Here is a 14,290-nt window from a genome sequence, read left to right on the forward strand (position 1 = left end):
TTTGGTGTAGCCGGCGGAGCCGGTGGAGTAGGTGGTCAGGGAAGTCTGTTGGTAGGCGGCGGGACCGGAGGTGCCGGAGGTACCGGAGGTGCGGCGACTGCGGGCTTCAGCGCTCCCGGTGGTTCCGGCAGTCACGGTGGAGGACTGTTCTTCGGATCCGGTGGCGCTGGTGGGGCCGGTGGGGCCGGGGGCACCATCACCACGATCACCAGCACCGATTTTGACAGTCCGGTCGGAGTGGCGGTTAATTCAGTCACGGGTGGTGACGTGTACGTCACCAACTTAGACAGCGGTACGGCGGCGGTGATTAACCCATCTACTAACAGTGTCATCAGCACCATCAATGTCGGCACCTATCCGACGACCGGGGTGGCGGTCAACCCCGGGCACGACGTGTACGTCGCCAACTCGGGCACCGATACCGTGTCGGTGATCAACCCGTCCACCAACACCGTTACCGGATCGCCCATCTCCGTCGGCAACGAGCCGACTGGGGTGGCGGTCAACACGGTCACTGGCGGTGACGTATACATCACCAATGCCAACAGCAGCACGGTGTCGGTGATCAACCCGATCACCAACACTGTTACCGGATCGCCTATCTCCGTCGGTACCTTGCCGACTGGGGTGGCGGTCAACCCCGGGCACGACGTGTACGTTACCAACGAGGACAGCAACACGGTGTCGGTGATTGACACAGCCACCAACACCGTTACCGGATCACCTATCACCGTCGGCAGCGATCCGGTCGGGGTGGCGGTCAATCCCGGGCACGACGTGTACGTCACCAACGTAGGCAGCGATACCGTGTCGGTGATTAACACAGCCACCAACACCGTCACCGGGTCACCCATCTCCGTCGGCAGCGAGCCGGTCGCGGTGGCGGTCAACCCCGGGCACGACGTGTACGTCACCAACGCAGGCAGCGATACGGTGTCAGTAATCAATCCAACCACTAACACTGTTATCGGTACTATTGACGTGGGCAGCGAGCCGGAAGCGGTGTCGGTCAACACAATCAACGGGGACATATACGTCGCCAACGCAGGCAGCGACACGGTGTCGGTGCTCAGCGGGTAGTGGTATACCGTCGCGGGGCGGGTGTTTGGGCTGCACCTGGGTGTTTCGCGGTCACTTTTCGTGCTTGCTTGCCTTGCTCTGGATGAATCCGGGGGACCCGGTTCACGGGCTGCTCGGCGCGAAGCTGCGCCACCCATCCTTCGATCTCGACCGCGCGAGGAGCTGCCCGCGTCGATGGTCAGCAACCCCAGTAGGAATGTCTGTGTCCTCGGGTCCGTCCGCGCCTACAACCACGACATTCTCTGACAAGGGTTGTGACGCGAAGGGATTCAGACCGTGCCGCAGGCGTGTAGCAGGCGAATTACCACCACCGCGTAGGGGACGTAGATTCGGGCATGTTTCCGCTATCTGTCCCAGCCCAGTTCATCGCGCCATTCCCGTTCCCGGCGACCGCGTTCCTCAACCTCGCGCGGGTGGTTCCATGCCAACAGCAGCGTGAAGTCGTTCGCCGTTCCGCCCGCCCCGGCGGCGTACATCATCGCCAGCGCCACGCTGTGCAGGTTGTCATGGCTCTCGTCCGGGTCACCGTGAAGGAAAAGGTTCACCTGGTCAATCAGCGCGGCGTCCCCAGCCCACGTGCCCGCCGCGCGGCGGGACGGGTCCACCAACGGTTGACGAAAGATAACCTTGCGCCCGTCCATCGTCGTCGCGGTCAGGGTCACCCCGCGAATGAGGTCATGGCTGTTCATGGGCACGTCGTCCCGCCCACCGCCACGCGGGTTCGGGTTCGGGTTCGGGTCAGTCGCGCCGGACACGCCACAGCTCCGTGTGTGCGTCATCCGACGTGTAGATAAAAGGAACCACGGTGCCATCCGCACGGTGCAGGTCGATTCTGTACGCGAATCCGCCGGTGAATCCGCCGTCGTCGGGGTCGTCGGCGAGGTGCTCAGCCACGAACGCGGCAACGGCTTGGTGCAGGGCGGCGGTGGTGGATTGGTCGGTCATGGGCACAGCATCCCGCCCGCCACCGACACCGCGCCAGGGCATGGACGGGGACGTGACAGGGCGGTGGTGGGGGCTTCCCTATTTCCGTCCACCTATCGCCAGGTGTCACTTTATTGTCAGAAAATGCCCGTGATGACCGCGCCTCGTGCTGTGGTTCATTAACACATTTACCCAGGTCAGCGTATTTTTGTGCCTACTCATGCCCACTCCCGCCACCTGGGGATATGGCTCGTCCGCTAACAGCGGGTCCGGGGTTCGAAACCCTGACGGCGCACCGGGTCAAACCCCTGCCTAACAGGGTTTTTCTGCTTTTCGGGAACCGGAGCAGTCGCCGCAGGTGGTGACACGGGTGGTGACAACGGGCCTCTAAATCCCGTGGCAGTTCTCGTGCAAACTAAGTGATCTCGCCCGTAAGTTCGTCGAGGGTTGTTACCAGACGCCGCTGGTGCCGAGTCTGCACTGGCGGCTTCGAGACTGCGTTCAGCGCTCCTTTTTCGCCTCGACGTCGCCGCCACCGCAGTCTCGGCGCCTCAGCGAACGGGCCCGACGAGATGCCGACTACTCCGAAGCGATCGCTGACTGGGACGAGGATCTCGATTGGTTGAACGCCACCTACGAGTGAGACCGATTGGTGGCCGGTGCGCACCAGACGAGGCACTGCAGCCTGGTGGATGGTCCGCCGGACGCAGGATGCGAGAACGCGCGTCGAATCGGCGTGGGATCCATGACGGATCCCGAACCGGCTGTTCGCAGTGTCAAAGTCAGCTGGCAATCACCTGTGCTTCGGCGTTTCGAGTTGCCGGATCCCCGCGAGTGAGGTTGATTGAGTCCATCCTCGTAGTGTCGCGGCGTCGGAATGCTCGTCCTCCACACGCTGGACACACGGTGGCGGTGGGACCCGCCGTAATTGCGCGTCTTGTACAGACGGCCAATGGTTCCTGGGAACAGACCGGTGTCCGGTTCCCCTTTGGTGGAGCCGGACCTGACGCGGAGGAACTCGAATGGCCCTCAAATGCCGGAGGGAGACGTCGCGGGTCTTGGCTTCCGACGGTCGCCCGCGCTCCCCTTCGCGGCGGCATATCAGCAACCGTCGTGGGCGTCCGCCGGCCACAAACCGCCCGCCGATCCCGCTGAGTTCTGCTCTCCGATGTGGGCTTTGGCGGTCAGTTGGCGCATCGTTGCGACCCGGAGCCGCGGCTCAGAGTGCAAGTGGGCGAAACAACGCGCGAAACAACGCGCGAAACAACGAAGGCCTTGCTGCCACCACAACCTGATGAACCGGGCCGGCATCGTGCCGCGAGCCCTGAGCCCTGAGCCCTTCGAATTGACACGTGAAAGTGAGAGATCTGAGCATGTTCGAGCTGACCCTGGTCCTCGCCCTTGTCGTCGGCATCGTGGTCGGCATACTCGGCAGCGGCGGAACCGTCATGTCGGTCCCGCTGCTGGCCTATGTCGCCGGGATGGACCCCAAGCAAGCCATCGCCACGGCGCACCTTGTCGTGGCGGTGACGAGCGCCGTCACCATCATCCCGTTCCTGCGGGCCGGCCGCATCCAATGGCGAACCGGGACGCTGCTCGGTGGAGCCGGATTCGTCGGCGCCTACATCGGCGGCTTGCTGGCCCACTTTTTCAGCGGCGAGATTCTGTTGATCGGATTCGCCGGGATGGTGATCGTCACCGGTGCCGCGATGCTGCGCCCGCGCAAGAGAATCGTCGACGGCGAGGGCCACCGGCCGCTACCGATGGTCATACTCATCCTCGGCGGGCTGGCCATCGGATTGGTGTCCGGCCTGGTCGGGGCGGGCGGCGGCGTATTCGTCGTACCTTTCCTCACTCTGGTCGGCGGGGTTTCCATCACCTACGCCGTCGGTACTTCGCTGCTCGTCGTCACCCTGAACTCGTTCGCCGGCCTCGGCGGTTATCTGGCACACGTCCATATCGACGCAAAGCTGGCCACCGCGTTCACCGTGGTCACGGTGATCGGTGGACAGATTGGTGCCCACCTGCACGCGAGAGTCGACCCCAGCTTGCTGCGAACGGCCTTTGGCTTCCTCGCCCTGACCATCGCGGCGGTCACCGTCGGCAAGGAGATCAACCCTGCGTCAGGCTTCACTGTGGCCGCGCTGGTCGGGCTGGCAGCCGCAATCATGCTCGTACACGCCCGCATGGAGCGGCGCGATCGAACCCGCGGGCCAGCATCGGATCGTCCCACAGTCCCGCCGAACGGCACGGACCATCAGGCTCAGGAAGAAGTCAGCGAACTCGCGGATTCGCGGCGGCACCTTCGCGATGCATCGTGCGCCGGCCAACCCGAAGGCAACGAGGCCTAGTTGCGACGCCAGGGTCCGACGCCAGGTCACCGATTGCGGATCCGGCCCACTGCCACCACGATGACCAGAACCCCCACACCGGCCAAAGACGCCATCACCACCGGCTTCTTGACGAATTCGACCGCTCGGCCCTTGATCTCGTCGGCGAGGCGACGGGGGTTGGCGCGCACGGCGAGCGTATCGACGGTGACCGCGAGCTGGTCGCGGGCGCGGTCGATCTCCTGCTTGATGATCTCGGGATCGCGATCGGCCACGTCTTTGTCCTCCAAGTCGCCCACTCTCCGGGTGATGCACCCGCCGGCACTACCCTAGAACAGCCGGCGCCGATGCCGACGCGGCGGTGAAGAGAAGGGGACGAACCTTGACCGAGACCACGCGACTGGCGCCGGGTGACAAAGCGCCCGCCTTCAGACTGCCCGACGCCGACGGCAACACGGTGTCGCTGGCCGACTACCAGGGACGCCGCGTCGTCGTGTACTTCTATCCGGCCGCCTCCACACCGGGATGCACCAAACAAGCCTGCGACTTCCGTGACAGCCTGCGCGAGCTCAACGACGCCGGCCTCGACGTCATCGGGATCTCCCCCGACAAGCCGGAGAAGCTGGCGAAGTTCCGGGACGCCGAGAAACTGACTTTCCCGCTGCTGTCCGATCCCGACCGCACGGTGCTGACGGCTTGGGGCGCCTACGGCGAGAAGCAGATGTATGGCAAGACCGTCCAGGGCGTGATCCGGTCCACCTTCGTCGTCGACGAAAAGGGGAAGATCGCCGTCGCCCAGTACAACGTGAAGGCCACCGGACACGTCGCCAAGCTGCGCCGCGACCTGTCGGTCTGATCAGGCCAGGTTCGCCAGCAGCAGCGCCTCGGCGATCGCCGCGCGTTCCAGCACACCCAGATGCAGGCTCTCGTTGATGCTGTGGGCCTGGGTGCCGGGATCCTCGACACCGGTCACCAGAATCTTGGCCTGCGGGAACGCCGCGGCGAACTCGGCGATGAAGGGAATCGAGCCGCCCATGCCCATGTCGATCGGTTCGGCGCCCCAGGCCCGCCGGAACGCCGACCGCGCGGCGTCATAGACCGGGCCGGTGGCGTCGATCGCGTAGGGCTGACCCACATCGCCGGCCGTGACGCGGACGTGCGCGCCCCACGGCGCGTGCCGTTTCAGGTGCGCGGTCAACGCGTCGAGGTGTGCCGCGGCATCGCCGCCGGGGGCGACACGCATGCTGATCTTGGCCCGGGCCCGCGGGATCAGCGTGTTGGAGGCGGCGGCCACCGGCGTGGTGTCGATGCCGATCACCGTGATCGCCGGTTTGGCCCACATCCGCTGCGGCACCGAGCCCGTGCCGATCTCGGACACGCCGTCGAGCAGGCCGGAGTCGGCGCGGACGCGCTCGGCCGGATATTCGGGATAGTTCCGGCCTGCTCCGCCAGTTTTGGGGTCGGTCTCGTGCAACCCGGCCACGGCCACGTTGCCGTCGTCGTCGTGCAGGCCGGCCAGCAGCCGCACCAGCACGCTGAGCGCGTCGGGTATCACTCCGCCCCACAGCCCCGAGTGCAGACCGTGGTCGAGCGTGGCCACCTCGACCACGCAGTCGGCCAGGCCACGCAGCGACACCGTCAGCGACGGGACGTCGGTGCTCCAGTTGTCCGAATCGGCGATGACGATCACGTCGGCGGCCAGCCTCTCGCGGTGGGCGGCCAGCATCGCGCCCAGTGACGGCGACCCGGATTCCTCTTCGCCCTCGACGAAGACCGTCACCCCCACCGGCGGCTGCCCGCCGTGGGCCCTGAACGCCGCCAGATGTGTCGCAATCCCGGCCTTGTCGTCGGCGCTGCCGCGCCCGTAGAGCCGGCCGTCGCGCTCGGTCGGCTCGAACGGCGGCGAGATCCACTGGCTGCGATCGCCCTCGGGTTGCACGTCGTGGTGGGCGTAGAGCAGCACGGTGGGGGCGCCTGCCGGCGCCGGATGCCGGGCGATCACCGCCGGCGCGCCGCCCTCGCTGACGATGCGCACGTCGCCGAAACCGGCCTGCAACAACAGATCTGCGACTGCTTGGGCGCTGCGGTGCACCTCGGGCCGGCGGTCGGGGTCGGCCCACACCGATTCGATGCGCACCAGGTCCTCCAGGTCGCGTCGCACCGACGGCAACACGTCGCGCACGCGCTGAACCAGATCACCCATGGTCTCCCCTTTCCTCGTCTCCCCGTTTTCCGCGAGTTATTTCGCGAGCTTGTCCGCGAGCTTGTCCGCGAGCAGAAGCAAAGGCCCCTCGTTCCCGGCGTGTCGCGGCGCTTTTGCGTCTGCTCGCCGGGGCTACGGCACCTCCAGGATGGCGACCGCGGCCGCAGTGTCGCCCTCGTGGGTCAGCGACACGTGGATCGTCACGTCGGCCAAGTGCTTGGCGATGTCGCCGCTCAACCGGACCCGCGGCCGCCCCCACATGTCGGTGACCACCTCGATGTCGCGGTGGATGGCCTCGGGCAACACCGGCCGCTGCGCGAACCGCGACCCCGACCAGGCCTTGATCACCGCCTCCTTCGCGGCCCAGCGGGCCGCCAGGTGCCGCGCCGCCGACGAACTCTTGTCCGAGGCGTCGCGGCGCTCACCGGGGGTGAAGGTCTCCGAGAAGATCGTTCCGGGCTGATCGACCTGCTCCGCGAAATCAGGAATGGAAACCAGGTCGATCCCCACTCCGACGATGCCCATGGGTCGCCAGGCTAACGGATGGGCCCGGTCATTCCGCGGACACCTGGTACGCCCCGTCCTCGCCCAGCCGGGAGGCCGGATCCAGCAGCATCGCCGCCTCCTGGCACTTTTCCGGCGTGTGGTGGTCGAAGCGGCGGTCCGGCGGCCGCTGGTACATCGGCTCGCCACCAGCGATGGCCGAGACCAGCCGGCGCTGACCGGCCAGCAGGCGCGCGTCCGCGCGACGCTGGTAGTCGGCGCGCTGCCCGGGATCCAGCGACGCGATGAACGCCTGCGGGTGCACCAGCGCCACCAGCCCGGAGACGTGCCCGAAGCCGAGGCTGGTCAGCAGCCCCGCTTTGAGTGGGAACCTCTCGCCGAGCCGCAGCGTGTCGCGCGCCCACACGAAATGCGCGGAGCCGGCGAGCTCCTCGTCGACGCAGTCCAGGCTGCGGTTGGGCGGGATCACCTGGTCGCGCAGCACCTGGCACAGGCCTATCATCTGGAACACGGCCGCACCGCCCTTGGCGTGCCCGGTCAGGCTCTTCTGCGACACGACGAACAGCGGGGCGCCCGGTGAGCGGCCCAGCGAGTCCGCCAGCCGCTCGTGCAACTCGGTCTCGTTGGGGTCGTTGGCCAGCGTCGAGGTGTCGTGTTTGGAGATCACCGCGACGTCGTCGGCACCCACACCGAGCTTGGCCAGCGCCCGGGCCAGCGGCGAGTCCTTGCCGCCGCGGCCCGCGCCCAGCGCGCCCAGCCCCGGCGCCGGGATCGAGGTGTGCACACCGTCGCCGAACGACTGCGCGTAGGCCACCACCGCCAGTACCGGCAGCCCCATCTTCAGGGCCAGGTCGCCGCGGGCCAGCAGGATGGTCCCGCCGCCCTGGGCTTCCACGAAGCCCAATCGCCGCCGGTCGTTGGGGCGGGAGAACTTCGAGTCGGCGATGCCGCGGGCACGCATCATCGCGGTGTCGGCGGTAGCCGCCATGTCGCCGAAGCCGATGATGGCCTCCAACGTCAGGTCGTCCAACCCGCCGGTCACCACCAGTTCGGCCTTGCCCAGCCGAATCTTGTCGACGCCCTCCTCGACCGAAACCGCGGCCGTTGCGCACGCGGCCACCGGATGGATCATCGCGCCGTAACTGCCGACATAGGACTGAACCACGTGTGCGGCGACAACATTCGGCAGAACTTCCTGCAAGATGTCGTTCGGCTTGCTCCGCCCCAGCAGATTGCCGTGGTACATCGTCTGCATCGACGTCATGCCGCCCATGCCGGTGCCCTGGGTGCTGGCCACCAGGCTGGGGTGCACGTAGCGCATGACTTCGGCCGGAGTGAACCCGGCGCTCAGGAACGCGTCGACTGTTGCGACGATGTTCCACAGCGCCACCCGGTCGATGGAACTGGCCATGTCGGGGCTGATCCCCCACACCGTCGGATCGAAGCCGGTCGGGATCTGCGCGCCGACGGTCCGCGACAGCTTGGTCTTTCGCGGGACCCGAATCTCGGTGCCCGCCTTGCGGATCACCTGCCAGTCGGTGGAGTCGGGAACGGGCCGGACGACCGTGTGCTCGGGGTCGTACTCGGCGAAGGCGCGTGCGTCGGTCTCCGAGGACACGACGAACGAGAAGTCCTTGTCCAAGAACACCGACACCAGCAGCGGCGAGGCGTGGTCGGGGTCGATCGCGCCGTCGTCGACGAACTCGCGGATGCCGCAGCGCTGTACGACGGTGTCGTGGTAGCGCTCGACGAGTTCGGCCTCGTCGACCAGCTCCCCGGATTGGGTGTCGTACCACCCCGGTTGGGGGTCGTCGTCCCAGCGGATCAAGCCCGTCGTCCAGGCCAGTTCGAGGACGCCGGCCGCCGACAGCTCGCCCTCCACCTCCATCTCGAAGCGGGTGCGCGAGGAGCCGTACGGGCCCAACTCGGCGCCGCCGACGATCACCACCAGGTCGGCCGGGTCGACGTCGAGGTCATCCCAGTCCGGGGGTGGCGCCGGGGTGAATCCGCGCGGCGGGGACGGCAGCGCGGCAATGATGGGCGCGGCCTCGTCGGTCTCGGCCTCCTCGGACGGCGCGGCCTGCGCGCGCGCCTTGGCGGCCAGTTCGGCCATGTCCAGCTCCGCCTCGCCGAGCCCACCCGTCAAATCGACGTTCATCGGCGAATGCGCAGCAGCCACCTTGGATTCCACGTCGCACAGGTCCAGCAGCATCGCGGCCATCTCGTCGGTCGAGTAGGTGGTGACGCCGGCCTCCTCGACCGCGCTGACGATGGCGTCGTTGTGGCCCATCAACCCGGTGCCGCGGGTCCAGCCGATCAGCGCGTGCGCCAGGCTGACGCGCTGCGACCACGACGACTCCGCGTGCCACCGCGACACCACGGCGTCCAGCGCGGACTTGGCTTCGCCGTAGGCGCCGTCGCCGCCGAACATGCCGCGGTTGGGTGAGCCGGGCAGCACCACGTGCAGCCGCGACGCGATGTCACGCTCGGCGCCGATCTTCGACAGCCCGCCGATCAGCCGCTGCACCGCCCACAGCAGCACCTTCATCTCCATCTCCGAGCGCGCACCGGCCTCGGACAGGTCACCGGCCACCCGCGGCGCCGCGAACGGGAACAGCAGCGTCGGGGTCTGCGCGTCCTTGACGTGAATCGACTGCGGCCCAAGGCTTTCCGTCTGCTCGGTACCGACCCACTCGACCAGCGCGTCGATGTCGGCGTAGGACCCCATGTTGGCCGCGACCACCCACAGCGCCGCACCGTAGCGGGCGTGGTCGCGGTAGAGCCCCCGGTAGAACGCCAGCCGTTCCTCGTCGAGCCTGGACGTCGTCGCGATGACCGTGGCACCGCCGTCGAGCAGGCGCGCGGTCACCGACGCGGCGATCGACCCCTTCGACGCGCCGGTCACCACGGCGACTTCACCGCTGTAGCGACCCGGCTCCGGGTTCTCGGCCCCGGCGGCGATGCGGCCGTACAGCGCTGCGTGGATCTGACGGCCGGCGGCCAGCGCCTTGCCCTGCCACCAGGTGGCCTGGGTGGCGACGACATGTCCGGCGCCCTCGAACCTTTCCGACAGGCGCGGCCAGTTCGCGTCGATCTCGGCCTCGTCGGCCAGCCACAGCTTGACCAGATCCTCACGCGCGCCGGCCCAGCGGTCGTCGAAGACGACGGCCTTGCGGGCGTCGAACACCGGGGTCACCAGACGCGGCCAGTCCGCGCCCAGTTCGGCGGTGACGAGGTCGATGAGGTCGGCGTCGGTGGCGGCCGGCATCGCGCTGACCGGCTCGTCGTGGCCCAACTGGCCCAGCACCAGACGGGCCGCCGCGGCCAGCACGCCGTCGCGGCCGGTGATCTGCTCGGTGAACTCGCTCAGCGCGGCCGCGTCGACGGTCGCCCCGCCACCACCGCCGGCCGACGGCAGCGCGACCGTAAGGCCCCGGCGCGCGGCAACGGCCGCGACCGCGGCGTCGATCACCTTGTCGACCGCGACGGCGTCGACCAAGGCACCCTCGTGCAGGTGACCCATGGCACCGCCGCGGACGCTGGTGCCCTCACGCGTGCCCAGCGCGACCTCGACCGTGACGTGCTTGGCCCAGCCATCGCCGAGCCCCCAGGTCTTCGTGACCCGCTCGGCGATCGCGCCCGGCCGCTTGCCCGCGGGCCCCAGAATCGTCCGCAGCTGGTCGTTGATCGCATCGGAGAGTACCGGGCCATAGGGCTTGTAGGTGCGCGCCAACTTGGTCACCTGCGCGCGCAACCCCGCCAGGTCGGCCTCGGCGGCACCGTCGATGGCCCCCAGGTTGAGCTCCGAACCCAGGTCCACCAGCAGCTGGTTGCGCCGCGACGACGCCCCGTCGGTGATGGACTCGATGGAGTCGAGCTCCTCGATCTGGTCGATGCGCATCTTGGCCGACAGCGCAATCAGCGCCAGCGTGGCATCGGCGGCGTCGAACACGATGTCGTCCGGGCGGACCCCGCCCGAGGGTGCGCGCGGCGGCGCTGCGGGGGCCGCCGGTGCCGCGTCCGCGGCGACCGCGGGCTCGGTCACCGGCTCCGGCGCGTCGTCGGGCACCGGTTCGGGGTCGGTGTCGGTGGCGAACAGCACCGCGGCGTCACGCTCGGCGTTGAGCACTTCGACTGTGCTGTGGGCGTATTCGGACAGCTTGAGAGTGTTGGCGGCCAGGCCGGCGACGGTCGGCGCGGACTTCACGCCGATCTCGACGAATCGCTCGACACCGAGGCCGCCGGCGGCTTCTTCGGTGAACAGCAGGTCCTGCGTCTCGATCCAGCGGACCGGGCTGGCGAACTGCCATGCCAGCAGCTCGATGACGATCTTGCGAGCCAACTCGCGCGGCTTCTCGTTACGCCAGGTGTCGTAGTCGGCAAGGATCTCGTCGAGCGGCTCGGCGGGCACCAGATCGCGGATCTCCTGCACGAAATCGCGATCGAGCGTGAACGGCCGGGGCACCAGGTTGGGGATGTAACGCCCGATGATCACGTCGGGATCTGTGTCCCGGGGCATGACCCGCTCCAGCGAGCGGCGGAAGTCGGCCACCCCGACCCGCAGCACCCGGGAGTGGAACGGCACGTCGATGCCGGGCACCAGAATGAACGACCGCTTGCCGCCGGTGATCTCGCGGCGCCGCTCCACCTCGGCCTCCAGCGCCTCGAGGCCGCGCACGGTGCCGGCGATCGCGTACTGCGAGCCGCGCAGGTTGAAGTTGACGATCTCGAGAAACTCACCGGTATTCGCCGCAATATCAGCGACGAACGCGCGCACCTCGTCGTCGGGCAGGTCGATCTGGGAGGGCCGGATGGCCGCCAACCGGTAGTTGGAGCGGCCCAGCTCATCGCGCGGCACGATGTCGTGCATCTTCGAGCCGCGATGAAACACCATCTCCAGCAACGCTTCCAGCTCGTAGACGCCGGTGACGCAGGCCAGCGCGGTGTACTCGCCGACGGAGTGGCCGCAGGCGATCGCGCCCTCGACGAAAGCGCCCTGCTCACGCATCTCAGCCACCTGCGCGGTGGCCACCGTCGCCATGGCGACCTGGGTGAACTGCGTCAGATACAGCACCCCGTCGGGGTGGTGGTAGTGCACGCCGCTGGCGATGATGCTCGTCGGGTTGTCGCGCACCAGACTCAGCACCGAGAAGCCCAGGACGTCGCGGGTGAACTTGTCGGCCTTGTCCCACACCGCGCGGGCCGCTTTGGAGCGAGCCCGGACTTCCATGCCCATTCCCTTGTGCTGGATGCCCTGGCCGGGGAACGCGTAGACCGTCTTGGGGGCGGCCAGTCGTGCGGTCGCAGACATCACCAGATCCGAGCCGACGCGGGCGGCGACCTCCACGATCTCGGCGCCCTGGTCGATGCCCACGCGGTCGACGCGGAAGTCGACCGCGTCGCCGGGTCGGACCATGCCCAGGAAGCGCGCGGTCCAGCCGAGGAGCCGAGCCGGCGGACGGGCCTGCCCGTCGGTGGCAGTCACCGTGTGCTGCGCGGCGGCCGAGAGCCACATGCCGTGCACGATGGGCCCACCTTCACCGTCAGGTCCCGCCAATCCCGCGAGCAGCGCGGCAGCACGGTCGGTGTGGATGGGGTTGTGGTCGCCGGACACCATCGCGAACGGGCGCAGGTCAATCGGTGCGCTCAGCGTGACGTCGCGCCGGCGCCGGCGCGGCGTGTCGGTGGCGTTCTCCGACACCGCGCCACCGGCCCGGGCCGGGTCGGTGAGTTCGCCGGCCCCGGTGCGCCCGAGGATCGCGAACCGCTCCTCGAGGTGGGCGATCGGGGCGCCGTCGGCTCCGGCGATGGTGACCGAGACCGGGACGACGCGCCCCATGTCGGTGTCGGCGGCCGTTGACGCCGTCGCGGTGACCATCAGTTGAGCCGGGGTCGCGGGCAGCGAACCGACCACACGGACGGCGTGGTCCAGGTGCACCAGGCTCAGCAGCCCCTCGACAACGGGGACACCGGCGTCGGTCACTGCGGCGCCGATCACCGCGAAAACCGCCGGCCAGCACGGCCCCACCAGCGCGTCGGGCACGGTCGTGAGGCTAGGAGCCAGCGGCTCACCAAAGGTCGCCGTGACCCCGGTGTGATCGGCGACCCGCTCGGGGTCCCAGTCCACCTGCACCGTGGCCGTGCCGTCGACAACGGAGGGCAAGAACTCCGGCCCGTCCACGCCGGCGGCGATCGCCAGCACCGCACGCATGGCCTGGCTGGCGTCGGCCGTGGACACCACCGGGGCGCCACCGTCAACAGTGTTGGCGGGCAAGGTGAATGGGATGTCAACCCAGAAGCCGGACACCGGGACGCTCAGCACAACCCGCCCGGCGCCGTCCGGCTGCAGCCGGGCTCCGGTAGAGGAGTTGGTGGCGCAGCGGCTCTCGGGCCCGTCGTGCACCTGCCAGTCGCATGGCTCGGCGATGCGGTGCACCGGGTTGGCGACGATGCGCCCGGCCCACAGCACGTCCGGCGCGTCCAGGACGGTGGCCAGCGGACCGGTCACGTCGGGGCGGCCCAGCCGGCGCGACGTGACGGCCTGCGGCTCCGCCCCCGCCGCAAGCATCTCGTCGACGGCGGCCTGCTCGAAGCGGTCCAGTAACTCCCCGACGGGCTCGTCCAGCCGGGTGATGCCGGCGACCGCCGCGATACCCGGGATGATGCACACCTGGTCGGCGTCATAGCGGGCGTCGTGCGCCTGCCACAGCGAGTCGCTGCGCCACCAGCGCCGCACGTCCTTGTCGATGACGGGGACGAAGTTGACCGGTTTGCCCGGTGTCTTGCACAGGGTGACGAAGAACGGTAAATCCGCCGGATGCAGCTGAACGGTGGCCGCGTCGGGGTAGCCGGCGAGCAGCAGGTCGATCGCCGCCTCCGGGGTCTCCAGCAGCGCCGGGTCGGCGAACAAGGTCTCGATGGCGCCGTGATCCCGCGGATGCAGCCGCGCCTCGGCGCGCTGCAGCATCTGCTCGAACCGGTCGCGCCAGGTGTCGGCCAGCCACGGGCTGCCCGGTGCGGCGGTGTCGGCGGTCGAGTCGCCGTCGCCGATCGCCAGCTCGACGTAGCGCCGCAGCCACTGCAGGTAGGTCATGTCGACGACGTCGCCGAAGTACGGCTTGGCGGTCTTGGCCATCGCCGCGATGATCTCGTCGCGCCGCTCGGCGACCGCCTCGGCGTCACCGGCGACCTCGTCGAGCAGCCGGCCGCAACGCGAGGCGCTGTTGTCGATCTCGTGGATGTCGGCACC

At 68.5% G+C, this 14,290-nt stretch carries 8 protein-coding genes and 1 pseudogene; 3 read left to right on the forward strand and 6 right to left on the reverse strand.

The features are described from left to right. Window positions 1-267 precede the first annotated feature (267 nt). Window positions 268-1,080, forward strand: a complete 813-nt coding sequence (locus ACOJVU_RS11735; protein WP_421529945.1) for a YncE family protein — start codon at window positions 268-270, stop codon at window positions 1,078-1,080. Between the two features lie 344 nt (window positions 1,081-1,424). Here the strand turns inward: ACOJVU_RS11735 and ACOJVU_RS11740 are convergent, their stop codons facing one another. Both ACOJVU_RS11740 and ACOJVU_RS11745 read right to left on the reverse strand, forming a co-directional pair. Beyond that, entirely contained in the window at window positions 1,425-1,835 is a 411-nt protein-coding gene (locus ACOJVU_RS11740; RefSeq protein WP_421529946.1) for a hypothetical protein, read from the reverse strand. Further along, entirely contained in the window at window positions 1,819-2,025 is a 207-nt protein-coding gene (locus tag ACOJVU_RS11745) for a hypothetical protein (protein WP_421529947.1), read from the reverse strand. The genes ACOJVU_RS11740 and ACOJVU_RS11745 overlap by 17 nt, the downstream gene beginning before the upstream one ends. Window positions 2,026-3,377: 1,352 nt before the next feature. Here ACOJVU_RS11745 and ACOJVU_RS11750 point away from each other — a divergent pair. After that, a complete protein-coding gene (locus ACOJVU_RS11750; RefSeq protein ID WP_421529948.1) occupies window positions 3,378-4,355 on the forward strand; it encodes a sulfite exporter TauE/SafE family protein in 978 nt (325 codons plus the stop codon). A gap of 26 nt (window positions 4,356-4,381) precedes the next feature. On the opposite strand, the gene ACOJVU_RS11755 is transcribed toward ACOJVU_RS11750, so the two are convergent. Beyond that, entirely contained in the window at window positions 4,382-4,609 is a 228-nt protein-coding gene (locus ACOJVU_RS11755; protein WP_421529952.1) for a DUF3618 domain-containing protein, read from the reverse strand. A gap of 107 nt (window positions 4,610-4,716) precedes the next feature. Between ACOJVU_RS11755 and bcp the strand changes: the two genes are divergently transcribed. Further along, a complete protein-coding gene (gene bcp / locus ACOJVU_RS11760; protein ID WP_421529949.1) occupies window positions 4,717-5,190 on the forward strand; it encodes a thioredoxin-dependent thiol peroxidase in 474 nt (157 codons plus the stop codon). On the opposite strand, the pseudogene ACOJVU_RS11765 reads toward bcp, so the two are convergent. From ACOJVU_RS11765 to ACOJVU_RS11775, 3 genes and pseudogenes are all read right to left on the reverse strand, one after another. After that, a pseudogene (locus tag ACOJVU_RS11765) lies at window positions 5,165-6,537 on the reverse strand (dipeptidase); the annotation flags it as partial. The gene bcp and the pseudogene ACOJVU_RS11765 sit on opposite strands and share 26 nt — an antisense overlap. A gap of 132 nt (window positions 6,538-6,669) precedes the next feature. Further along, on the reverse strand, window positions 6,670-7,062 hold the full coding sequence (locus ACOJVU_RS11770; protein WP_421529950.1) for a holo-ACP synthase: 393 nt from the start codon (window positions 7,060-7,062) through the stop codon (window positions 6,670-6,672). A 28-nt stretch (window positions 7,063-7,090) separates the two neighbouring features. After that, window positions 7,091-14,290, reverse strand: a 7,200-nt coding sequence (locus ACOJVU_RS11775) for a fatty acid synthase subunit beta domain-containing protein (protein ID WP_421529951.1), incomplete at its 5' end; no start/stop codon positions are given.

The organism is Mycobacterium sp. THU-M104, assembly GCF_049197365.1.
Taxonomy (GTDB): domain Bacteria; phylum Actinomycetota; class Actinomycetes; order Mycobacteriales; family Mycobacteriaceae; genus Mycobacterium.

Coding starts and splice junctions, on each gene's coding strand:
- ACOJVU_RS11745 (WP_421529947.1), bottom strand. CDS start 2,025: ATGACCGACCAATCCACCACCGCCGCCCTGCACCAAGCCGTTGCCGCG.
- ACOJVU_RS11750 (WP_421529948.1), top strand. CDS start 3,378: ATGTTCGAGCTGACCCTGGTCCTCGCCCTTGTCGTCGGCATCGTGGTC.
- ACOJVU_RS11770 (WP_421529950.1), bottom strand. CDS start 7,062: ATGGGCATCGTCGGAGTGGGGATCGACCTGGTTTCCATTCCTGATTTC.